Below are 22,659 nucleotides of genomic sequence, written 5' to 3'. Positions count from 1 at the left end.
TTTTACGGCGTGCCGAAGCAGCGCAGCACATAGGCGGTCTCGGGCGGCACGGAAATGTGCACGCCGTGGCTGTCGGCATCCTCGAAACTCTCCCCGCTCAGCATATCCACCGCGTAGACAGCCTGCGCGCAGGTGCGGATGGTCTGATGGCCGCGGTTGACGAGCACCATCAGGCGGGACGTATCGCTCACGCGCTCATATTGCAGCAGCGCGCCGTGGCAATGCAGGAAGTGCAGTTCGCCGTCGGCCAGCGTGTGGCTGTCCGCGCGCAGGGCGCACAGGCGGCGGTAGAACGCGAGCAGCTCGCGGTCCTCCTGTCCCCACGGGTAGGTGCGGCGGTTGAACGGGTCTTCAAAGCCCTGTCGGCCGGCCTCGTCGCCGTAGTAGATGGTGGGCGAGCCGGGCATGGTGAACTGGATGATTGCCGCCAGCCGCAGCTTGCGCAGCGCACCCGCCAGCCGGTCGGGCGGCAGCTCGTAATGCGCGCGCCCGTCGCGGTCCATTTTCCATTCCTCGTCCGAGACGCCCAGCAGGGTCAGTGCGCGCGCGGTATCGTGCGTGCCGATGACGTTCATCAGGTTGTAAAAGATAGCGCGCGGGTAGTTCTCGCGGATGCATTCCATGGTTTCGGCGAAGTGTTCGGCCGTGCCGCCGCCCAGAAACGCGAGGATCGCGTCGCGCAGCGGATAGTTCATCACGCTGTCTAGCTCGCCGCCCTGAAAATACTTGCGGCGCTCGGAATAGGCGATCTTGTTGGAGGCGTCCTCCCAGACCTCGCCGATGATGAGCGCATCCGGCTTTTCGCGCTTGGCAGCGGCGTTTAACCGCTGGATAAAGGCGTCGGGCAGCTCGTCTGCCACGTCCAGCCGCCAGCCGGACGCGCCCAGCCGCAGCCAGCGGCGCACGACGCTGTCCTCATTCTCGATGATGAAGTCGAGATAGCTTTCGTCCATCTCGCGCACCTGCGGCAGGGTGTAGATGCCCCACCACGAGCCGTATTTGTCCGGCCACTCCTGAAAATCGTACCAGCGGTAATAGGGGGAGTCCTTGGATTGGTGCGCGCCCAGGCTGTTGTAGCGGCCGCGGGCATTGAAATAGCGGCTGTCATAGCCAGTGTGGTTGAACACGCCGTCCAGCACCACGCGCATGCCGCGCTTTTCCGCCTCGCTGCACAGCGTGCGGAAGTCCTCCTCGCAGCCGAACAGCGGGTCGATGCGCTTGTAGTCGCCCGTGTCGTACCGGTGGTTGGAATACGCCTGAAACATCGGGTTGAAATAGATGGTGGTCACATGCAGGCTTTCCAGATAGTCCAGCTTGCTGATGACCCCGCGCAGCGTGCCGCCGAAAAAGTCGTTGTTGAGGATCTCGCCGTGCTCATCCGGCTTGTAAACCGGGATATCGTCCCAGTTTTCGTGCAGAACGCGCGGCGCGATGCCCTCGCCTTCGGGCTGGACGGGCATTTTGTCCCGGCAGAAGCGGTCGGGGAAGATGTTGTAGGTGATGCCGCGGCCAAACCAGCGCGGCGGCTGATAGGCGGGATCGTACACGGTCAGCTGATATTTGTCGCCCAGTGCGTCGATGATCTCAGCGCGGCCGGCGTAGCCGCGCGCGCAGTAGCGCGGGCCGTCCGCCGTGTCCAGCGTGAAGTAATACCAGTACAGGCCCGGATGCGACGGCGTGAAGCTGGTGGTGTAGTGGTCGCGCGCACCGGCAAGGCCGCACCAGCGCATCGGGAAGGCTTCGGGCTCCTTGCCGTCCTCCTCCACCCAGAGGGTGATGTGCTCGGTGCCGCGTTCCCGCTTGGGATAGGTGGAAAACTCAACCGTCTGCCCGGCGGGCACGGCGCCGTACGGCGCTTTGCAGGCAAGGCTGCGGGAGTGAAAAATACAACTGGGAATGGTGTTCAAGAAATTTCCCCCAAACATAAAATCTCTTTATATAGTATAGCACGAACCATGCGCAAGGTAAACAAAAAACGGCTGCTGCAAGCCGTTTCCCGTGTGCGCATCCGCACCTTCATGTTCATAGAATGATACCGGCCGCCGGTGCGCGGTTTGCCCGTTTGCGGTCAATCAAACGGGTTCTCGGCGGTTGGGATGAGAGGCCGCGCCGGCGGCCCGACAAACCGAAAGGAGGTTTTGCCTTTGAACCTGCGTGTCCGCATTAAAAACCCGGTGTTCTGGGTGCAGCTGCTGCTGGGCGTGTTCGCTACCTTGCTGGCCTATGCCGGCCTGACCGCGGCGGATATGACCAGCTGGGGCGCGGTGTGGGACGTCGCCCGGCAGGCGCTGACCAATCCGTATTGCCTGTTTCTGGTCGCGTCCAACGTCTGGAATGCGCTCAACGACCCGACCACCAGCGGCCTGACCGACTCCGATCGCGCGCGGCAGTATGAAAAGCCGCTGGAAAAGTAGCCAAAACCGCCCGAAACGCAGATCAGGGGCGCGGCCGTATGGCCGCGCCCCTGACTCGTTATGACTTTGCGGTTTCTTTTTTGTGCTGCGCGATCGCGTGTGAGATATAAGAATGGACTTCGCCCACCGGGATGCCCAGCGCCACCGCCAGCTCCCCGTGCAGCAGGTCCTCGGCCCGCTTGCGGTACCGCTGATCGACCTGGCTGATGCGGCGTCCGCTGCGGCGGGATTTGGCGTACACCGTCTTGATCAGCTGCACCAGATCGCGGCAGTCGTGGCTTTGCAGCACCGCCTGATAGTGCTCGCTCGACATGCGCATGCTGTGCGAGGTGAAGCCGTCCTCCTCGATGGTCGGGATGGTCTGGATCAGCTCTTCGGCCTGCGCGCGCGAGATCACCGGGCGCGTGAACACCGATGAATCGACCGGGACATAAATGGTTTCCGTACCGGCGACGGGCGCAAGCGTGTAATACGGCTTGTCCTCCTCCGTATCAAAGGGTGGTTTACCGATCGCCTCCACCCGGCATACGCCGCTGGTTCCGTAAACGATATATTCCCCCGTCTGATACATGGTACTCCTCCTTACTGTGCCGAAACGCGACGGCGGGCAGCGTGAAAACGCTGCCGCCGACTGTTTGTTCTTGTTATTATTATAGCACATTTCATAGGAAAATGTAAGAAAAAATTTATTTTTCTGCATACCAGTCCAGGTTTTGGGCTGCTTCGTGCGGCAGATAGAAGCACAGGTGATCCTTCACCTCGCCGTTGTAGAGCAGCTCTGCGCGGTGCAGCATGCCCTCGTACCGGAAGCCGCATTTTTCCAGCACGCGGCGCGAGGCGGGGTTGTCCGGATAACAGGTCGCGCTGATGAGGTCCAGCCCCATCTGCGCAAACCCGAAGCGCACGGTTTCCCGCGCGGCTTCGGTCATGTAGCCCTGTCCCCAGTAGTCCACGCCCAGCGCGTAGCCCAGCGAGCGCGACGAGCCGTACTGCCGCGCCGAGTCGGTGATCAGCCCGATCGAGCCCATCAGGCGGCGGTCGGCCGTCCGCTCGACTGCCCAGACGGTCGGCTGGTCGAGGAACACCAGATGCAGGATGTCGCTCGACTCCAAAAGGCTCTCATGCGGTTTCCAGCCCGCGCCCAGGCCGACCGCCTCGTCTTTGGAATATGCATACAGCGCCTCGACGTCGTCCTCGCGGAACGGGCGCAGGGTCAGTCGTTTGGTCGTCAGCGTCATGGGGGCGCCTCCTTTCTGTAAAAAGAGAGAAAAAGGGCGCAAAGCATGTCGCTTTGCGCCCCGTTGCGTTTACTTGATGGTCATAACCTGATCGCGCGCCGGACCGACGCCCAGCATGGTGATCGGACACTCGATGATGCGCTCCAGCTCGCGGATGTAATCCTGCACGGTCTTGGGCAGTTCGCCAAACGAGCGGCAGTTCGTGATGTCCTCGTCAAAGCCATCGAACTCTTCATAAACCGGCTCGCAGTCCACCAGATCCATGAAGTTTGCCGGGAACTCGGTGACGGTTTCGCCGTTCTTCAGCTTGTAGGCCACGCAGACCTTGAGCTTGGGCAGGCCGCGCAGCGGGTCGATCTTGTTGATGACGACCTCGGTCAGGCCGTTGACGCGCACGGCATAGCGTGCGACGACTGCGTCGAACCAGCCGGTGCGGCGCGGGCGGCCGGTGACCGTGCCGAACTCGCCGCCGGCGTTGCGGATGTAGTCGCCGGTCTCGTCAAACAGCTCGGTCGGGAACGGGCCTTCGCCCACGCGGGTGGTGTAGGACTTGAAAATGCCCATGATGCTGTCGATGGCCGTCGGGCCGACGCCCGAGCCGATGCAGCAGCCGCCCGCGACCGGGTGCGAGGAGGTGACGAACGGGTAAGTACCCATATCGAGGTCGAGCAGCGTGCCCTGCGCGCCTTCGAACAGCACTTCCTTGCCCTCCTTGACCGCGTTCCAGGTCAGGATGGAGGTGTCGCACACATAGGGGCGCAGACGCTCGGCGTATTCGCGGTACTCCGCGATGACCGCGTCCGCGTCGATGGCCTCGCCGCCGTATACGCCGGTGATGACGCGGTTTTTGTGCGCGCATGCCTCGCGCAGCACGGTCTCGAACCGGTCGGGATCGACAAAGTCGTGCATGCGCACGCCGCTGCGCTCGGATTTATCCATGTAAGTCGGGCCGATGCCCTTTTTGGTCGTGCCGATCGCGGTGCCGTCCTTGGCCTTTTCCGCCTCGCTCAAAGCGTCCAGCTCGAGGTGCCACGGCAGGATGCAGTGGCAGCGCGCATCGATGTGCAGCTTGTCGGTTGAAACGCCCTTTTCGTGCAGGCCGTCGATCTCGCCCAGCACGGCCTTGGGGTTGACCACCACGCCCGGACCGATCACGTTGGTGCAGTCTGGATACAAAATGCCCGAGGGGATGAGCTGCAGCTTGTATTTGACGCCGTTTGCCACGACCGTGTGGCCGGCGTTGTTGCCGCCCTGACTGCGGACGACCAGATCGGCCTTGCCCGCAAAAATATCGATAAACTTGCCCTTGCCTTCGTCGCCCCACTGGGCGCCGAGAATTACCTTACCTGGCATAGGTTTTCCTTCCTTTCTGCTCTCGGACATGCTTTCATCATGTCATACAGCTAAAGTATAGCATAGCATGCCGGGCTTTTCAATCCTGTTTTGCACCTTTTGACTTGTAAAAGCCCATACGCCGTTGTAAAATATCCGTGTAAAGCATGGAAGGAGAAGAAAAAGACATGCACTATCTGGACAATGCGGCGACGACGGCGGTGCTGCCCGAAGCGGCGGAGGCGGCCATGCACGCCATGCGCACCTGCTTCGGCAACCCGTCGAGCCTGCATAAAATGGGAATAGACGCTTCGCATTTGCTCGAGGACAGCCGGAAAACGGTGGCCTCGGCGCTCGGCTGCCTGCCGGAGGAGACCTATTTCACCTCCTGCGGCACGGAGAGCACGAACATCAGCCTGCGCGGGGTGGCGCACTTAAACCGCCATCAGAAGGGGCGCATCATCACGACCGAGATCGAGCACGCGGCGACGCTCAACACCTGCAAGCAGCTCGCGGCCGAAGGGTTTGACGTGGTCTATCTCGCGCCGGACGCGACCGGGCACGTTACGCCGGACGCGCTCGAAAAAGCGCTGACCGAGGACACCGTGCTGCTGTCCTGCCAGCTGGTCAACAACGAGATTGGCACGGTGCAGCCGGTGGCCGAACTCGGCGCGATGCTCAAGGCGAAAGCGCCGCGTGCGCTGTTTCATATCGACGCGGTGCAGGGACTCGCGCGCGTGAAGCTGACTCCGAAAAAATGGCACTGCGACCTGATGAGCGTGTCCGGCCACAAGATCGGCGCGCCCAAGGGCATCGGCGCACTATATGTCAAAAAAGGGCTGCGCCTGCCGCCGCTGATGTTCGGCGGCGGACAGGAAAAAGGCATGCGCCCGGGCACCGAGCCGCTGCCGAACATCGCGGCTTTCGCCAAGGCGTGCGAGATCCGCATGGCGCATTTTGACGAGGATTATCAGCATGTGCAGGCGCTTGCCGATTATCTGCACCAGCAGGTGGCGGCGCTTTTGCGGGACGCGGCGTTCAACGGCGTGGGCGATATCCCGCATGTGGTCAACCTGTCGCTGCCCGGCTGCAAGAGCGAGGTCATGCTGCGTGTGCTCGAGAGCGACGAGGTCTATGTCTCGAGCGGGTCGGCCTGCTCCAAGGGCAAGCAGAGCGGGGTGCTCAAGGCGCTCGGTCTGCCCAAAACGCGCACGGACAGCGCGCTGCGCGTATCCTTCTGCCCGTCGAACACGACGGACGACGTGGATGCATTGCTTGCGGCCGCGCAGAAGGGCCGGAAAATGTTGGTTCGATAACCTTATTATAAAGGAGACGTTATGAAAGAAGTATTGCTGCTCAAGTGCGGGGAGATCGTCCTGAAAGGCCTCAACCGCAAAACCTTTGAAGACCGCCTGCTGAAAAACCTGTCGCGCCGCATGAAGCATGTGGCGGACTGCGAGATTTCCATGCGTCAGTCGGTCGTGTATGTCGAAGTGCCCGAGGAGGCGGACGCCGACGCCGTGATGGACTGCGCGCGCCATGTGTTCGGCTTTGCGACCATCTCGCGCGCGGCGGTCTGCCCGGAAAAGACGCTCGAGAGCGTCATCGACACCGCGCAAAGCTATCTGGCCGACCGCTTTGCGCAGGCAAAGACCTTCAAGGTCGAAACCAAGCGCGGCGACAAGAAGTTCCCGATGACCTCGACCGAGATCAGCCAGCACGTCGGCGGCGAGCTGGCCGACCGGTTCCCGAACGTGCGTCCGTACATGCACGGCCCGGATCTGACCGTACACGTCGAGATCCGCGAAAAGTACGCCTTTGTGCACGCGGGCCCCGAGCCGGGCGCGGGCGGCATGCCGGTCGGCACGAACGGCCGTGCGGCGCTGCTGCTCTCGGGCGGTATCGACAGCCCGGTCGCGGGCTGGATGATGGCCAAGCGCGGTCTGGAGCTGGTCGGCGTGCACTTCTTCAGCTATCCCTACACCTCGGAGCGCGCCAAGGAGAAGGTGCTCGAGCTGGGCCGCAAGCTGACCGTGTGGTGCGGCCGCATGAGCGTTATGGTCGTGCCGTTCACCAAGATTCAGGAGGAAATCCGCGAAAAGTGCCACGAAGAGCTGTTCACGCTCATCATGCGGCGCTTTATGATGCGCATTGCCGAAAAAGTCGCCATCCAGTACGGCTGCGGCGCGCTGATCACGGGCGAGTCGCTCGGTCAGGTCGCGAGCCAGACCATGCCCGCCATGGGCGTGACCGGCGCCGTGTGCGAGCTGCCCATCTTCCGTCCGTGCATCGGCATGGACAAGGAAGAGATCGTGCGCATTGCGCGGCATATCGACACGTTTGAGACCTCCATCCTGCCCTATGAGGACTGCTGCACGGTGTTCACCCCCAAACACCCGAACACCAAGCCCAAGATGCCCAAGATCCTCGAGGCGGAAAGCCATCTGGATGTGGAAAGTCTCGTCAACGAAGCGGTTGAAGGCGTGGAAATCATCCATCTGCCGTAAGCACGAGATAACGCCGCCTGCGGGCGGCGGGAACGGCGCCGCTGCGCGCGGCAGGCGCACAAGAAGGAGACAACCTGCGGTTTTCCCCTTCTTGCGAATCTTCCCCTTTCCTGCGGGACAGTTGCTGCCGCTTTGCAGGTGAACCAAAACGCCCAATTTGCTGCCGCAAATAAGGGCGCGCTGCGCGCGCAAAGGTCGGTGACGCTTTCTGCGAGCCGCCCGGCTGCGGCAGCGAACAAGCAAAAATGACTGCCACCCCAAGGGGGCAAAGGCAGCCGAACCATGATACCATTGGGAGGAACGCAAAATGAATGCAGAACTGATCGCCGTCGGCACGGAAATCCTGCTGGGCGACATTGTCAACACGGACGCGCAGGTCATCTCGCAGGGCCTGAGCGAGCTTGGCATCAACGTATTTTACCAGACGGTCGTGGGCGACAACCCGGCGCGTCTGCGCCACGTCATCGAGACCGCGCGTGACCGCGCAGACATCATCATCACGACCGGCGGCCTCGGGCCCACGCTCGACGACCTGACCAAGGAGACGCTTGCGACCGTGTTCGGCCGCAAGATGGCGCTGCACCAGCCCTCGCTCGACCGCATCAAGGGCTTTTTCCAGACCATCGGCCGCGAAATGACCCCGAACAACGAAAAGCAGGCGTGGCTGCCCGAGGGCTGCACGGTGTTCGTCAACGAATGGGGCACCGCGCCCGGCTGCGCGTTTGAAGCCTACGGCAAGCATGTGCTCATGCTGCCCGGTCCGCCGCGCGAGTGCAATCCCATGTGGAAGGAATGCGCGATGCCGTACCTCTACAAGCTCGCGGGCGGCTGCATCGTGTCGCGCAACGTGCGCGTGTTCGGTCTGGGCGAGAGCAACATGGAGACCATTCTGCACGACATGATGGAGACCAGCACTAACCCGACCATCGCGCCGTACGCCAAGACCTCGGAGTGCTTCGCGCGTGTGACCGCCAAGGCGGACACCCCGGAAGCATGCGAAAAGCTGCTCGAGCCGGTGGTTGAGAAGATCTGCGACCTGCTGGGCGACGATGTGTACGGTGTGGACGTGGATTCGCTCGAACAGGTCGTGGGCGACGGGCTGCGCGAGCGCGGCATGACGCTTGCGGTCGCGGAAAGCTGCACGGGCGGTCTGCTTTCCAAGCGCATCACCGATGTGCCCGGCTGTTCGGATTACTACCTCGGCGGCGTGTGCTCGTATGCCAACGAGGTGAAGATGAAGGTGCTCGGCGTCAAAAAGGAGACGCTCGACACGGTCGGCGCGGTATCGCCCGAGGTGGCCGAGCAGATGGCCGAGGGCGTGGCCAAAGCGCTCGGCGCGGACGTCGGCGTGGGCATCACGGGCGTTGCAGGACCGGGCGGCGGCACGGATGACAAGCCGGTCGGACTGGTGTACATCAGCATCTGGTGCAAGGGAAAACACTACACCCGCAAGATGAAGTCCACCAACGGACGCGACCGCGTGCGCATGCAGGCAGCGTCCACCGCACTGGATTTAATTCGCCGCAACATTTTCTGAACAAAACAGCGTATTTTTGTGTGTTTTCTCGACATTTCCAGTCATTGCCTGTGGAAACCAAACAAAATTTTTAGTAAAATAGTCCAGCAATTGTGTAAAATTGCTGGACTTTTATTTTGCCTTGATGTATACTATACCTAACTAAAGTGAGAGGTGTCTGCCTGAATCAGGGCGAATTGTACAAATTGTATGGAAAAAATTCGCAAAGACGCTGGATTTTGGCAGGATGAGAAGTATAAAGAGGGAGAGATGCGATATGAAGAAAACACCCGCAGCACCGGCCTGCGAGAAGCGAAGCCAGCTTTTCTACTCAGGCAGGGACTGCCGCGCCTTTGACTACATGGGCGCCCATCCCTTTGAACAGGATGGCGAGAGCGGTTATCTGTTCCGCGTTTACGCCCCCGAAGCGGAAAAAGTTTCGGTCATGGGTGAGTTCAACGGCTGGAACCGCGACGTGGATTACATGATACGCGACGAACAGGGCATCTGGGAAAAATTCATTCCGCATGTTTCCGAATACGCGGCATATAAGTATAGCGTATGGGCAAAATCGGGCGATGTGTTCGACAAGTCCGACCCGTACGGCTTCCATTCCGAGACCCGCCCGGGCAACGCCTCCAAGGTGTACGATATCGAGGGCTACGAATGGAACGACGCGTCCTGGATCGAATGGCGCAAGAACAACCTGCCCTATTCCAGCCCGGTCAACATCTACGAGTGCCACCTCGGCTCGTGGAAGGTACATGAGGACGGCAATTTCTACTCCTATCGCCAGCTCGCGGAAGAGCTTGTCCCCTATGTCAAGGAAATGGGCTACACCCACATCGAAGTCATGCCGCTGACCGAGTATCCGTTCGACGGCTCGTGGGGCTATCAGGTCATCGGTTACTTCGCCGCGACCAGCCGCTACGGCACGCCCAAGGATCTGATGTACTTCATCGACAAGGCGCATCAGGCCGGCCTCGGCGTCATCATGGACTGGGTGCCCGCGCACTTCCCCAAGGACGGCTGCGGCCTGGTCGAGTTCGACGGCTCTTACCTCTATGAATACGCCGACCCGCTCAAGATGGAGCACAAGGAATGGGGCACGCGCGTATTTGACTACGGCAAGACCTCGACCCGCAACCTGCTGTTCTCGTCGGCGATGTTCTGGATCGAAAAGTTCCACATGGACGGCCTGCGCGTGGACGCGGTCGCTTCCATGCTCTACCTCGACTATAACCGCCAGAACGAGTGGCGGCCCAATATCCACGGCGGACGCGAGAACCTCGAGGCAATCGACTTTTTGCGCCTGCTCAATGAGTTCATCCTGACCGACCATCCGGACGTCATGATGATCGCGGAGGAATCCACCGCGTGGCCGATGGTGACCAAGCCCGGCTATGACGGCGGCCTCGGCTTCAACTTCAAGTGGAACATGGGCTGGATGAACGATATGCTGTGCTACTGCTCGGCCGACCCGTTCTTCCGCAAGGACATGCATGACAAGATCACCTTCTCGTTCATGTATGCATTCTCGGAAAATTACATTCTGCCGCTTTCGCACGACGAGGTCGTGCACGGCAAGTGCTCGCTGATCGCCAAGATGCCGCCTCCGTACGAAAACCAGTTCGGCGGCCTGCGCGCCCTGTACGGCTACATGACCGCCCATCCGGGCAAAAAGATGCTGTTTATGGGCGGCGAGTTCGCGCAGTTCTCCGAATGGGCGTACCAGCGCGGACTGGACTGGATGCTGCTCGACTATCCGGCCCACAAGCAGATGCAGACCTACGTCAAGGCGCTCAACCACTTCTATCTGGAAACCCCGCAGCTGTGGGAGCAGGATACCGACTGGCGCGGCTTTGAGTGGATCAGCCACGAGGATAACCGCAACAACATCATCGCTTTCCGCCGTATCGCCAAGGACGGCAGCGATATCGTCATCGTGGTCAACTTCTCGCCGGAGATTCAGGAAAATTACCGCATCGGCGTGCCGATTGCCGGCACATACGAGGAGATCTTCACCTCGGACAAGACCGAGTTCGGCGGCAGCGGTATCTCCAACGGCAAGGTAAAGACCGACAGCAAAAAGCCCATGCACGGGCAGGAACAGTCCATCAGCATCCATATTCCGCGCTTCGGCGTGTTGTTCTTCAAGGGTAAGCCGCGAGCCAAGCGCCGCACCAAGGCCGAAATCGAAGCAGCCAAAAAGGCTGCGGCCGCAAAAGCCGCCAAGGGCGCCCACGCTTCCACCAAGTCCGTTGCCAAGACGGGGACGCGCGCGGTAGCCAAGACCGGCTCCAAAGCGGTGGCCAAAACCGGAGAAAAAGCGGTAGCAAAAACCGGGGAGAAAGCGGTCGCGAAAACCGGCACAAAAGCAGTCACCAAGACCGGAGAAAAGGCGGTGGTGCAGGCAAACGATGCCGGCAAGCAGGATTCTTAAAAGGGGACGCGCCGAAACCGGCGTGAAATAAACGTAAACCGCAAAAAGGAGAGTTCATCAATGTATCGGAAAAAAGAATGCGTAGCCATGCTGCTCGCAGGCGGTCAGGGCAGCCGCCTCTACGTACTGACCAAAAAGGTCGCCAAACCCGCGGTGCCGTTCGGCGGCAAGTACCGCATCATCGACTTCCCGCTTTCCAACTGCGTCAACTCCGGCATTGACACGGTCGGCGTACTGACCCAGTATGAGCCGCACGTGCTCAACGCTTACATCGGCTCCGGCCAGACTTGGGACCTCGACCGCCTGCGCGGCGGCGTCTATGTCCTGCCGCCGTACCAGAAGGGCAAGACCTCTGAGTGGTACAAGGGCACGGCCAACGCCATTTATCAGAACATCCAGTTCATCGACGATTACGATCCCGAGTATGTCCTGATCCTGTCGGGCGACCATATCTACAAGATGAACTACAACAAGATGCTCCAGCAGCACAAGGAGACCGGCGCGGATGCGACCATCGCCGTGCTCGACGTGCCGCTGTCCGAGGCATCCCGTTTCGGCATCATGAACTGCAAGCCGGACGGCACGATTTACGAGTTCGAAGAGAAGCCCAAGCAGCCCAAGTCCACGCTCGCTTCCATGGGTATCTACATCTTCTCGTACAAGAAGCTGCGCCAGTATCTGGTGGACGATGAAAACAACCCGAAATCTTCCAACGACTTCGGCAAGGACATCATCCCGGCCATGCTCGCCAACGGCGAGAAGCTGGTCTCCTACCGCTTTGAAGGCTACTGGAAGGACGTCGGCACGATCGAAAGCCTGTGGGAGGCCAATATGGACCTGCTCAGCCCGAATTCCGGCCTGAACCTGTCGGATGACAGCTGGAAGATTTACGGCCGCACCACCGGTTCGCCCCCGCACTTCACCTACAAGAACGCGTCGGTCAAGCACACCCTGCTCTCCGAGGGCTGCGAGATCGCGGGCGATGTTTCCGAGTCCGTCCTGTTCTCGGACGTCAAGATCGGCAAGGGCGCCAAGGTGGAATACTCCATCCTGATGCCGGGCGCCGTCATCGAGGAAGGCGCAACCGTGCGCTACTCGATCATCGCGGAAAAGGCCGTCATTGCCAAGGACGCCGTTGTCGGCGGCAGCCCGTCGGACGGCGACGTGGATAAATGGGGCGTGGCCGTCGTTGCGGAAGGCGTGCGCATCGGCCGCGGCGCAACGCTGGCGGCGAAAGAAATGGCAGACGAAGATCTGCCGGACGTAAAGTAAGGGGGCGGAAATGATGAACAGTGTTTTAGGCATCATCATTGCATTTGATAACGATAACGATCTCCGTGAGATCACCGAGCACCGTACGGTCGGCGCGGTGCAGTGGGGCGGACGCTACCGCATCATCGACTTTATGCTGTCCAACATGGTAAACAGCGGCATTTACCGCGTCGGCGTGCTGATGAAGGACAAATACCAGTCCCTCATCGACCATATCGGCAACGCCAAGGACTGGGACCTGTCCCGTAAGAACTCGGGCGTGACCCTGCTGCCGCCGTACTCCTATTCCAAGAAGGCTTCGCCGCTCGTGACCGGCGAATACCGCGGCAAGATCGACGCGCTGGCCGGCGCGGTTGATTTCCTGCAGAAGAACAAGGCGGATTATGTGGTCGTGGCCGACGGCGATATCGTCGCCAACATCCCGCTCGACGACGTTATCGAGCGTCACATCAAGTCGGGCGCCGACCTGACCATGGTCTGCACCAAGAAGCAGAAGGACTCCCCGTTCACCACCTATGTAGAGCTCAACCGCAAGAAGGAAGCGGTTGATATCCGCGTGGGCGACTCCAACGAGGGCAAGTGCAAGCACATCGCGCTGGGCGTGTATGTCATGAGCCGTCAGTACCTCATCCATATGCTGTCGGACTGCGTCACCCATAACTGCATCCACTTCGAGCGTGAGTTCCTGACCCGTGCGCTGATCGACGGCACGGTAGCCGGCTACCTGTTCAACGAGTACGCGGTCAAGATCGAGGATACCTTCGATTACTTCCGCTCCAATATGGACCTGCTGGACAAGGACGTGCGCGACGAAGTGTTCCTGCGCAATCGTCCGATCCTGACCCGCATCAAGGACGAAGCGCCCGCGTACTACGGCGACAAGGCGCTGGTTGAGGACAGCCTGATCGCGGACGGCTGCCGCATCGAAGGCACGGTCAAGAACTGCGTGCTGTTCCGTGACGTGGTCGTCGAAAAGGGCGCGGAGATCTGCGACTGCATCATCATGGAGGGCGGCCGCATCCAGTCGGACGCCAGCCTGCGCCATGTCATCACCGACCGCAACGTCGTCATCCGCGACGGGCGCACCATGATGGGACACGAGAACTACCCCATTACGATCGCAAAGAACGCAACCGTCTGATAAAAACACGTTAAATTCGCTGCAAATGAGCGAAAAACACGGGCTGAAAGTGTGAAATGTTCGTGGAAATTCCCTATTTTGCAGGAAGGAAGAATCTAGTATAATAAAGATATGCAAGATAGCAGGTGCGGAAGCGGAGACTCTGTTTCCGCGCCTCCTATTGGGGAGGCTCGGTTCTTATGAAAATTATGTACGTTACCAGCGAATGTGCCCCGTTCGTCAAAACCGGCGGTCTGGGTGACGTTGCCGGCTCGCTGCCCAAGGCCCTTGCTGCAAAGGGACACGACGTGCGCGTATTCTGCCCGCTGTATTCCGCGATCGGACAGGACTGGCGCGAAAAGTTCTATTATCTGAAGAACGCTTATGTCCGTCTGGGCTGGCGCAACCAGTATTGCGGCATCTTCCGCTATGAAGCGGACGGCGTGACTTACTATTTCATCGACAATGAGTATTACTTTGCCCGCGGTCAGGTTTACGGCGAGTATGACGACGCGGAGCGCTTCGCCTACTACTCCAAGGCAGTGCTCGAAGTGCTGCCCGATCTGGACTGGCGTCCGGACGTCATCAACTGCAACGACTGGCAGACCGCGCTGGTTCCGGTGTATTACAACCTGATGTTCTCCTCCCGTCCGTTCTATGAGAACATCAAGACCGTTTTCACCATTCACAACATCCAGTATCAGGGCCGCTACGGCCGCGAGATCCTGGAATATGTGCTCGGTATCGACGACGCGCATTTCCGCTCGGGCTTTATGGCGATGGACGGCGACGTCAACCTGATGAAGGCCGCGATCGTGGCTTCCACCGCGGTGACCACAGTTTCGCCCACCTACGCAAATGAGATCCAGACCGAATACTACGGCTACCGTCTGGATTCCGTGCTGCGCATGAACAGCTATAAGCTGCACGGCATTTTGAACGGCATCGACATGGATGCGTTCAATCCGGAAACCGATCCCAAGATCTTCAAGAACTACGGCCCGAAGAACCCGGACGACAAAAAGGTCAACAAGCTCGAGCTTCTCAAGCTCTGCGGCATTGAAGGCGACGAGAACACGCCGGTCATCGGCATGGTCACCCGCTTTGTCGATCAGAAGGGCCTTGACCTGATCGAAGCCGTGCTGCACGATATCCTGTCCGACGACCTGCGCCTGATCGTTTTGGGCAAGGGCGACTGGAGATACGAGCAGATGTTCCTCGAGGCCAAGCGCCGCTATCCGAACAACATTTCGGCGTCCATCATGTTCTCGGGCGATCTGGCCAACCGCATTTATGCGGGCGCGGATATGTTCCTGATGCCGTCCAAGTTTGAGCCGTGCGGTCTGGCACAGATGATCGCACTGCGTTACGGCACGATCCCGATCGTACGCGAAACCGGCGGCCTGAAGGACACCGTTCAGGCGTTCGTCGATTACGCGGGCACGGGCAATGGCTTTACCTTCGCCAGCTACAATGCGCACGACATGCTGCACGTCATCCGTGAGGCTTGCGGCGTATTCCGCTATAACAAGCCCGCCTGGAAGAAACTGATGCTGCAAGGCATGCAGAGCGATTTCAGCTGGGATAGCTCGGCAGATAAATACATTGAGGTTTACCATTCTGCCCTGGGCTGGTAAGACCGATCAAGCAAACTAAGTGAGGAGACAAGAGAGACCATGTCAAAGAATCAGTACACAAAGACGGCTCTGAAGGAGGCCATTGCGGGCAAGCTGCAGCGCCACTTCGGCCGCGAGGTTGCAGATGCCTCGAAGGAACAGATTTACGAGGCCTGCGCGCTCGTCGTGCGCGACGCGCTCACCGAGCATATGATCGAGACCCAGAACGAGGTCGAAAAATACGGAGAGCGACAGGTGCACTATTTGTGCATGGAATTTCTTGTGGGCCGCAGCCTGCGCAACAACGCCTACAATCTGGGCATTCTGCCCGCGCTGACCGAGGCGCTCAAGGAAATGGGCTATGAAATGGCCGACATTTTCGAAGAAGAAGCCGACCCCGGTCTGGGCAACGGCGGTCTGGGCCGTCTGGCAGCCTGCTATATGGACGGCATGGCCACCATCGGCGTGCGCGGCACCGGCTACTCCATCCGTTATGAACACGGTATCTTCAAGCAGAAGATCGAGGACGGCCAGCAGGTCGAGCTGCCGGACTCCTGGCTCGCATCCGGCGACGTTTGGCACATCCCGGCGATGGACGACACCCGCGAGGTCAAGATCGGCGGCACGGTCAACACCTACTTCAACGATCAGGGCAAGCTGGTCGTCGAGTATCACGACTATACCCCGGTTCTGGCTGTTCCGTATGATATGCCGATCTCGGGTTATGACACCAACAACATCGCCTGCCTGCGCCTGTGGGAGGCCAAGAGCCCGATCGCGCTGGATATGAAGCTGTTCTCGTCCGGCGAATACCTCAAGGCGCTCGAGAAGCACGCGATGGCCGAGACCATTTCGATGGTGCTGTATCCGGAGGATAACCACCGCGAGGGCCAGTCCCTGCGCCTGAAGCAGCAGTACTTCCTCGTTTCTGCTACCCTGCAGGACATCTGCGCCAAGCACAAGGCCAAGTACGGCACGCTGGAAAACTTTGCGCACAAGCATGTGCTGCATATCAATGATACCCACCCGACGCTGGTCATTCCGGAACTCATGCGCATCCTGATGGACGAGAACGACATGTCCTGGGAGAACGCCTGGAACATCACCAGCCAGTCGGTCGCTTACACTAACCACACCGTTATGCCCGAGGCACTCGAGTGCTGGCCGGTATCGCTGGTGCAGGAGCTGATGCCCCGCATCATGCAGATCATCTATGAAATCAACGAGCGCTTCTGCAAGGAGCTGTGGGGTTACTTCCCGAACGACTTCCAGAAGATCTCCAAGCTGGCCATCGTCGCCGACAACACGGTCCGCATGGCGCATCTGGCGATCGCGGGTTCGTTCTCGATCAACGGCGTTTCCGCGCTGCACTCCGAGATCCTCAAGGACCGCGTGTTCAACGATTTCTACAAGATCTACTCTTCCAAGTTCTGCAACGTCACCAACGGCATTGCACACCGCCGCTGGCTGTGCGAGGCCAACCCGGAGCTGGCCGAACTGATCGAGAGCAAGATCGGCAAGGGCTACCGCAAGCACCCGTCCGAGCTGCAGGTTCTCGCCAACTACGGCAGCGACAAGGCGCTGCTCCAGCGTCTGGGCGAGATCAAGCGCGACAACAAGCAGATCCTCGCCAACTATATCAAGGAGCATAACGGCATCGAAGTCAATATGGACTCGATCTTTGACGTACAGGTCAAGCGTCTGCACGAGTACAAGCGTCAGATGCTGAACATCCTGCACATCATCTCGCTCTACCACAAGCTCAAGGACAATCCGGGCATGGATTTCGTCCCGCGTACCTTTATCTTCGGCTCCAAGGCCGCGCCGGGCTACGCTGTGGCGAAAAAGACCATCCGCCTGATTAACTCCATCGCGAACATGATCAATAACGATCCGGACATCGGCGATAAGCTCAAGGTCGTCTTTATCGAGGACTACAAGGTGTCGCTGGCTGAGATGATCATGCCGGCAGCCGAGGTTTCCGAGCAGATCTCGATCGCAGGCAAGGAAGCATCCGGTACGGGCAACATGAAGTTCATGATGAACGGCGCGCTCACCATCGGCACGATGGACGGCGCAAACGTCGAAATCTGCGAGGCGGTCGGCCGCGAGAACATCTTCATCTTCGGTATGGAGACGCCCGAGGCAGAGGCGCTGGCAGCGTCCGGCAACTACGAGCCGATGCTGATCTACCAGAACGATCCGGTCATCAAGCGTGTGCTCGACCACATGATCCACGGCTTCGGCGACGGTGTGGACTACACCGATCTGGCCAACCTGCTGCTGCACGGCGGCAACGGCGGCCCGGCGGACCGTTATATGAGCCTGAAGGACTTCTCGTCCTACGCGATCGCGCAGGAGCGCGTCAGCGAGATGTACCGTCATCCGGAGAACTGGAACTATATGTCGCTGATGAACATTGCAAACTCCGGCCGCTTTGCGGCGGACCGTTCGGTCGCGGAGTATGCGCAGAACATCTGGCGCGTCAAGACCAACTTCGCATTCTAAACCCTTTTGGCATGGAAAAAGCCCGGCTTAGCCGGGCTTTTTTGATGAAAAACAGGCCGCAAAAGCGGCCTGTTTTACTATTCTATGGCGCCTTGCGGCGCGTTTGTTCAAATGGTGATGGCGACTTTGAACACGTTATCCCGTTTGCCCTCGAACAGCGCATAAGCGGCGTCGATCTCGCTGAGCGGGAAAATGTGCGTGATCAGCGGGGTGGTGTCCAGCTCGCCCGCGGCGATCAGCCGCAGGATTTCGGCGCAGTCGCAGCCGTCCACGCCGCCGGTCTTGAAGGTCAGGTTTTTGCCGTACATGTCGGGCAGCGGCAGAATCTGCGGCTGCTCATACAGCGCCACGATCGTGACGGTCGCGTTGGGACGCGCGCACTCCCACGCCAGCCGGAAACTGTCTTCCGTGCCCGCGACCTCGAGCACGACATCCGCGCCGCCGTGGCCGCTGTTGTGCCGCACAAACTCGAGCGCATGCGCGGGCGAGACGGTCAGCACGTCCGGATAGTGCTCCTGCACGAAACGCCGCCGCGCGGGATCGCTTTCGCATACGATGACGCGGCGCGGCCGGTGCAGCAGGGTGCACAGCAGCGTGCAGATACCGGTCGGCCCCGCGCCGATGAGGAACACGGTGTCGGTCGGCCGGATGTCCGAAATGCGGGCCGCCCAATAGCCGGTCGCGAGGATATCGCCGGTGAACAGCGCCTGCCGGTCGGAAACGCCGTCGGGGATGCGGTTGAGCCCCTGATCGGCATAGGGCACGCGGACATATTCCGCCTGCCCGCCGTCGATGCGGCAGCCAAGCGCCCAGCCGCCGTTCGGGTCCTCGCAGTTGTTGACAAAGCCGTTCTGGCAGAAAAAGCAGTGCCCGCAGAAGGTCTCGACGTTGACCGTCACCCGGTCGCCGGGCTTGACGGTCTGCACGGCTTCGCCCACCTGCTCGACCACGCCGACCATTTCGTGCCCGACCGTGATGCCGGGGACGGCGCGCGGCACCGACCCGTGCTTGATATGCAGGTCGCTGGTGCAGATGCTGGACAAGGTGACGCGGACGATGGCGTCGCGCACATCGCGCAGAACCGGCTTGGGCTTTTCGCGCAGGGCAAAGTGCCCCGGTTCTACATAGGTGTATGCAAGCATGATCTTCCGCCCCTTTCCGATTGCATTTATTATAGAGCACGGCGCGGATAAAGTCAAATCCGGACGGTTTTTGGCGAAGATATCGGCCGGATGGCTGACAGGTGCTGCATGCTGTGGTATAATAAGGGTTCCAAATCAACAGAAAAGGAAGGATCGACATGCTCGAGAGGATCATTGCCATCCATTTCAGCCCGACGGGCGGCACGCGCCGCGCCGCGCTGCTGCTGGCCGGCGGCATCGCCAAACAGGTGGAGGAGATTGACCTGACGCTGCCGCAGGTGCAGGAGAAAAGCTTTGGACCGCAGGACGTGGTGCTGGTGGCCGGGCCGGTGTACGGCGGGCGGCTGCCCGCGCTGATGACCGAACGGCTGCGCCGGCTGACCGGCGGCGGGGCACGCGCGGTATCTGCGGCAGTGTATGGCGGCCGCGCCTATGAGGACGCGCTGGTCGAGTTGGACGACCTGCTGGAGGCGCAGGGCTTTGCAGTTGCGGCAGCAGCCGCGCTGCTGGCCGAGCATTCGATCGTGCGCAAGCTCGCGGCCGGGCGGCCGGACGCACAGGACGAGGCACAGCTGGCCGCGTTCGGCGCGCGCATTGCGGAAAAGCTCGGCAGGGGCGAGAAAAGCGCGCCGCAGACGCCAGGCAACCGGCCCTATCGCGACTGGGCGGGCATGCCGGTCACCCCGGCGGCGAACGACGCCTGCACGGGCTGCGGAACGTGCGCCAAAAGCTGCCCCGCGCAGGCGATCGACCCGGCAGATCCGCGTCAGACCGACGAAGCGCGGTGCATCACCTGCATGCGGTGCGTAGCGGTCTGCCCGGCGCAGGCACGCGCCCTGCCCGCGCAGGTGCAGGGGATGCTGGGGCAAAAGCTTGCGCCGTTTATGGAAAAACGGCCGGAAAACGAGCTGTACTTATAAGAAAAGACGCAAATGAGGCTGTACCCATTTCTGGGTACAGCCTCATTTCGGTATGGAGGGAGATTATCCGCGAACAATGTTGCGATAGCGTCCCAGCGCGTCGTTCCAGCTGTTGTCGTGCGCTGCGTCGCGCTGGTCGGCCAGACCATAGGTATCCTGCAAGTACTTGCCCAGGAAAGAGGACACCTTGACCGCGCCGGCGTAGTTGAGATGGTCGCCGCGGTCGCGCGTGTCGCGCGCCCAGTCGATGGGCACTTCCTTGGTCATGGTGTTGAGGTCCAGATAGGTCAGGTTGTTCTCCTTGGCGAAGGCCGCGATGCTGTTGTGCCGCGCGTTGTTCCAGTTGATCGTGCTCGGCGTGCTGACCAGCAGCAGCTCGGCGTTGTTTTCCTGGCACAGCGCGATCATGTCCTCCAGACAGGCTTCGTTGAGCGTCGGGATGGGCGCGGATGCCTCGGACGGCAGCATGTAGTTCTGCGTGCTGGCCGCGGCCACCGCCGGGTTATAGCGGAAGCCCTTGAGGTCGTCCGTCCAGGTGTATTCGACCGGACGGCCGAAGTCGTTGACCTTGAGCGCCTTCCAGCGGTCGTGGTAGCGCAGCACGGAAAACAGGTTTTTCGCGCGGGAGAGCAGATAGTCGTTGAGTTTGTACGGCCGGAAGATCGCGTTGGTCTCCAGTATGACAACTTTGGGGCTCTGCCGCTCGAGCGCCTGCCGCAGAAAGCGGTAGGAGTCATAGAGCGGCTGTGCGGGCGTGCTGCACAGGTAGGAGCGGAAGCCGCGCTCCTCCCAGATCTGCATGGGCGAGATCGAGCTGTATGCCTCGCTGTCGCCCACGACCAGCACGTCGATCGAGTCCTCCTTTTCGCCCAGAATACCGCTGGCCAGCATTTCGGCGTCGCTCACGCCGAAGGCCTTGTGGTTGTTTTTGGGCATGAACAGATAGGAGGCGGCCACCATCAGCGCGCACAGCAGCGCGAGAAAGCAGGCCCCTTTGATCAAGGGCGCAAAACGGGTTTTCAAATGGGACACACCTCCTTAAAATGCGGCGTAAATCGGATCGACCGGCACATAGCCGACGCCGTATGCGCCGAAAATGACGAGAAAGAAGAAAGCAGCGTAATAAATCGACCAGCGCAAGGCAAGTGGGCGGCGCGCGATCGACTCGCGCAGCGGCACGCCGCGCTCGCGCAGGATGCCGACCAGCAGCACAATGCCGACCGCGATCAAAACGATCGCAAAGTCCATCTTATCCATGCCGAGCGACAGGAAGCTGCGGTCGAGGAAGGAGCTCAGCGAGAAATCCGTCACCATCGTGCGGAACATCGCCAGACCCGCGCGCAGGCCGTTGGCGCGGAAGAACAGCTCGCCCACGCACACCAGCAGCGCGGTGCGCACGATCTGGAAGATGCGGTAGGGCATGCAGCTGCGGTCGATGTGCAGGAACTTGGTCACGCGCTGCGCCAGCGGGTCGATCAGGTTGCCCGTCAGGATGAGCGCGAAGTGGTACAGGCCGAAAAAGATGTAGTGCCAGCCCGCGCCGTGCCACAGGCCGTTGAACAGCCAGACCACGCCCAGCGCGATCGAGCCGGAGACCAGCGGACCGTAGTGGTTGCCCAAGCGGGGACGCGCCGCGCCGGTCAGCTTTTTCAGCGGGCCGGACATGGAAAGCGGGTAGAACACATAGTCCTTAAACCAGGTGCCCAGCGTGATGTGCCAGCGCATCCAGAACTCGGAAATGCTGCGGGAGAAAAACGGCTGACGGAAGTTTTCAGGCATGCGCACGCCGAACATTTCGGCACTGCCGATGACCACATCCATCGTGCCGGAGAAGTCCATGTAAAGCTGGCAGGTGTAGCACACCATGGCCAGTGCGATCACGCCGCCGTTGTAGGTGGTGTAATCGTTGAAAACGGTTTTGATGAGCAGGTTGAGTCGGTCGGCGATGACGATTTTCTTAATCAGGCCGAACAGGATGCGCTGCATGCCGAAGGTCAGGCCCTGCCAGGTGACCGGGCGGCCTTCCCACAGCTGCTGCGCGGTCTGCCCATAGCGGCAGATCGGCCCTTCCATGATCTGCGGGAAAAAGCCGAGGAAGAGTGCGAGGCGCGCCAGATTGCGGTCGGCGCGGATCGTGCCGCGGTAGACATCGAGCAGATAGGAAAGGGCCTGCAAAGTGTAAAACGAGATGCCGATGGGCAGTAAAAACGAGGGAACGGGCAGCGAAACCGGAAGACGAAGCGAATGCAGCAGCGTGTTCAGGTTCGTGCTGAAAAAGACCGCGTATTTGAGCGTCAGCAGGGTGCCGACGTGCACCAGCACGGCCAGCGCCAGAATGCGCCGCTGCCGCGTGGTGAAACGCTTGCGGATCGCTTTGCGTTCGGCCGGCGCAGCGGCGATCAGCCGCTGGTCACGGTCCTGCTGTTCGGCGGTCAGCCAAAGGCCGAAATGGTGAATGGAAACAGTGGAAAACAGCAAAAACACCAACAGCTTGCCGCTGACCGACCAGAAAAAGATATAACTTGCTGCCAGAAGCGCCGCCCAGCGCAGGCGCTGGGGCAGGAACTTGTAAGCGAGCACCGCCGCCGGCAGAAAAACGGCCAGATACAGCAGCGAGCAGTAGGATGTCAT

At 60.4% G+C, this 22,659-nt stretch carries 17 protein-coding genes; 10 read left to right on the top strand and 7 right to left on the bottom strand.

The genetic code is table 11. The features are described from left to right. Positions 1–2: 2 nt before the first annotated feature. Positions 3–1,907 (bottom strand): glycoside hydrolase family 13 protein, encoded by a 1,905-nt coding sequence (locus EJL02_RS05490; protein WP_164510302.1) that lies wholly within the window; start codon positions 1,905–1,907, stop codon positions 3–5. Between the two features lie 237 nt (positions 1,908–2,144). On the opposite strand from EJL02_RS05490, the gene EJL02_RS05485 reads away from it, so the two are divergent. Beyond that, entirely contained in the window at positions 2,145–2,414 is a 270-nt protein-coding gene (locus EJL02_RS05485) for a phage holin (protein WP_125115403.1), read from the top strand. A 58-nt stretch (positions 2,415–2,472) separates the two neighbouring features. Here the strand turns inward: EJL02_RS05485 and EJL02_RS05480 are convergent, their stop codons facing one another. The 3 genes from EJL02_RS05480 to EJL02_RS05470 all read right to left on the bottom strand — a co-directional run bounded on the left by EJL02_RS05480 (position 2,473) and on the right by EJL02_RS05470 (position 5,005). Further along, positions 2,473–2,985 (bottom strand): CarD family transcriptional regulator, encoded by a 513-nt coding sequence (locus EJL02_RS05480; protein WP_125115402.1) that lies wholly within the window; start codon positions 2,983–2,985, stop codon positions 2,473–2,475. 115 nt (positions 2,986–3,100) lie between these two features. Continuing rightward, positions 3,101–3,652, bottom strand: a complete 552-nt coding sequence (locus EJL02_RS05475; protein WP_125115401.1) for a GNAT family N-acetyltransferase — start codon at positions 3,650–3,652, stop codon at positions 3,101–3,103. Between the two features lie 69 nt (positions 3,653–3,721). Then, complete coding sequence (locus tag EJL02_RS05470; protein WP_125115400.1) at positions 3,722–5,005, bottom strand: adenylosuccinate synthase; 1,284 nt, start codon at positions 5,003–5,005, stop codon at positions 3,722–3,724. A gap of 167 nt (positions 5,006–5,172) precedes the next feature. Here EJL02_RS05470 and EJL02_RS05465 point away from each other — a divergent pair, with 167 nt between their 5' ends. The 8 genes from EJL02_RS05465 (at position 5,173) to EJL02_RS05430 (ending at position 17,966) form a co-directional block, all read left to right on the top strand. Then, positions 5,173–6,300: a cysteine desulfurase family protein gene (locus tag EJL02_RS05465; protein WP_125115399.1), complete on the top strand. Its 1,128-nt coding sequence runs from the start codon at positions 5,173–5,175 to the stop codon at positions 6,298–6,300. A gap of 21 nt (positions 6,301–6,321) precedes the next feature. Further along, positions 6,322–7,491, top strand: a complete 1,170-nt coding sequence (gene thiI / locus EJL02_RS05460; RefSeq protein WP_125115398.1) for a tRNA uracil 4-sulfurtransferase ThiI — start codon at positions 6,322–6,324, stop codon at positions 7,489–7,491. 307 nt (positions 7,492–7,798) lie between these two features. Further along, positions 7,799–9,028, top strand: coding sequence for a competence/damage-inducible protein A (locus EJL02_RS05455; protein WP_125115397.1), 1,230 nt, complete (start codon positions 7,799–7,801; stop codon positions 9,026–9,028). Positions 9,029–9,284: 256 nt separating this feature from the next. Beyond that, entirely contained in the window at positions 9,285–11,450 is a 2,166-nt protein-coding gene (glgB, locus tag EJL02_RS05450; RefSeq protein WP_125115396.1) for a 1,4-alpha-glucan branching protein GlgB, read from the top strand. A gap of 60 nt (positions 11,451–11,510) precedes the next feature. Further along, positions 11,511–12,722 carry a glucose-1-phosphate adenylyltransferase gene (locus EJL02_RS05445; protein WP_125115395.1) on the top strand — a complete coding sequence of 404 codons (1,212 nt, stop codon included), beginning with the start codon at positions 11,511–11,513 and terminating at the stop codon, positions 12,720–12,722. A gap of 13 nt (positions 12,723–12,735) precedes the next feature. After that, positions 12,736–13,863 (top strand): glucose-1-phosphate adenylyltransferase subunit GlgD, encoded by a 1,128-nt coding sequence (gene glgD / locus EJL02_RS05440; protein ID WP_164510300.1) that lies wholly within the window; start codon positions 12,736–12,738, stop codon positions 13,861–13,863. A gap of 179 nt (positions 13,864–14,042) precedes the next feature. Beyond that, positions 14,043–15,479: a glycogen synthase GlgA gene (gene glgA, locus EJL02_RS05435; protein ID WP_125115393.1), complete on the top strand. Its 1,437-nt coding sequence runs from the start codon at positions 14,043–14,045 to the stop codon at positions 15,477–15,479. A gap of 39 nt (positions 15,480–15,518) precedes the next feature. Then, positions 15,519–17,966, top strand: coding sequence for a glycogen/starch/alpha-glucan phosphorylase (locus tag EJL02_RS05430; protein WP_125115392.1), 2,448 nt, complete (start codon positions 15,519–15,521; stop codon positions 17,964–17,966). Between the two features lie 107 nt (positions 17,967–18,073). On the opposite strand, the gene EJL02_RS05425 is transcribed toward EJL02_RS05430, so the two are convergent. Continuing rightward, a complete protein-coding gene (locus EJL02_RS05425; protein WP_125115391.1) occupies positions 18,074–19,108 on the bottom strand; it encodes an alcohol dehydrogenase in 1,035 nt (344 codons plus the stop codon). Positions 19,109–19,266: 158 nt separating this feature from the next. Between EJL02_RS05425 and EJL02_RS05420 the strand changes: the two genes are divergently transcribed. Then, the gene (locus EJL02_RS05420; protein WP_243114406.1) at positions 19,267–20,028 is read left to right on the top strand and encodes an EFR1 family ferrodoxin; all 762 of its coding nucleotides are present in this window, start codon (positions 19,267–19,269) and stop codon (positions 20,026–20,028) included. A 63-nt stretch (positions 20,029–20,091) separates the two neighbouring features. Here EJL02_RS05420 and EJL02_RS05415 read toward each other — a convergent pair whose 3' ends face one another. Together EJL02_RS05415 and EJL02_RS05410 are read right to left on the bottom strand one after the other, a co-directional pair. Further along, positions 20,092–21,051: an SGNH/GDSL hydrolase family protein gene (locus tag EJL02_RS05415; protein ID WP_125115389.1), complete on the bottom strand. Its 960-nt coding sequence runs from the start codon at positions 21,049–21,051 to the stop codon at positions 20,092–20,094. A gap of 15 nt (positions 21,052–21,066) precedes the next feature. Beyond that, positions 21,067–22,659: an MBOAT family O-acyltransferase gene (locus tag EJL02_RS05410; protein ID WP_125115388.1), complete on the bottom strand. Its 1,593-nt coding sequence runs from the start codon at positions 22,657–22,659 to the stop codon at positions 21,067–21,069.

The sequence above is a fragment of the Agathobaculum sp. Marseille-P7918 genome, from assembly GCF_900625105.1.
Lineage (GTDB): Bacteria > Bacillota > Clostridia > Oscillospirales > Butyricicoccaceae > Agathobaculum.
Note: the sequence above shows the minus strand (reverse complement) of the source record. Positions and strands in the feature narration are given on the sequence as shown.

Coding starts and splice junctions, on each gene's coding strand:
- EJL02_RS05480 (WP_125115402.1), bottom strand. CDS start 2,985: ATGTATCAGACGGGGGAATATATCGTTTACGGAACCAGCGGCGTATGC.
- EJL02_RS05475 (WP_125115401.1), bottom strand. CDS start 3,652: ATGACGCTGACGACCAAACGACTGACCCTGCGCCCGTTCCGCGAGGAC.
- EJL02_RS05470 (WP_125115400.1), bottom strand. CDS start 5,005: ATGCCAGGTAAGGTAATTCTCGGCGCCCAGTGGGGCGACGAAGGCAAG.
- EJL02_RS05465 (WP_125115399.1), top strand. CDS start 5,173: ATGCACTATCTGGACAATGCGGCGACGACGGCGGTGCTGCCCGAAGCG.
- thiI (WP_125115398.1), top strand. CDS start 6,322: ATGAAAGAAGTATTGCTGCTCAAGTGCGGGGAGATCGTCCTGAAAGGC.
- EJL02_RS05455 (WP_125115397.1), top strand. CDS start 7,799: ATGAATGCAGAACTGATCGCCGTCGGCACGGAAATCCTGCTGGGCGAC.
- glgB (WP_125115396.1), top strand. CDS start 9,285: ATGAAGAAAACACCCGCAGCACCGGCCTGCGAGAAGCGAAGCCAGCTT.
- EJL02_RS05445 (WP_125115395.1), top strand. CDS start 11,511: ATGTATCGGAAAAAAGAATGCGTAGCCATGCTGCTCGCAGGCGGTCAG.
- glgD (WP_164510300.1), top strand. CDS start 12,736: ATGAACAGTGTTTTAGGCATCATCATTGCATTTGATAACGATAACGAT.
- glgA (WP_125115393.1), top strand. CDS start 14,043: ATGAAAATTATGTACGTTACCAGCGAATGTGCCCCGTTCGTCAAAACC.
- EJL02_RS05430 (WP_125115392.1), top strand. CDS start 15,519: ATGTCAAAGAATCAGTACACAAAGACGGCTCTGAAGGAGGCCATTGCG.
- EJL02_RS05425 (WP_125115391.1), bottom strand. CDS start 19,108: ATGCTTGCATACACCTATGTAGAACCGGGGCACTTTGCCCTGCGCGAA.
- EJL02_RS05420 (WP_243114406.1), top strand. CDS start 19,267: ATGCTCGAGAGGATCATTGCCATCCATTTCAGCCCGACGGGCGGCACG.
- EJL02_RS05410 (WP_125115388.1), bottom strand. CDS start 22,659: ATGACATCCTACTGCTCGCTGCTGTATCTGGCCGTTTTTCTGCCGGCG.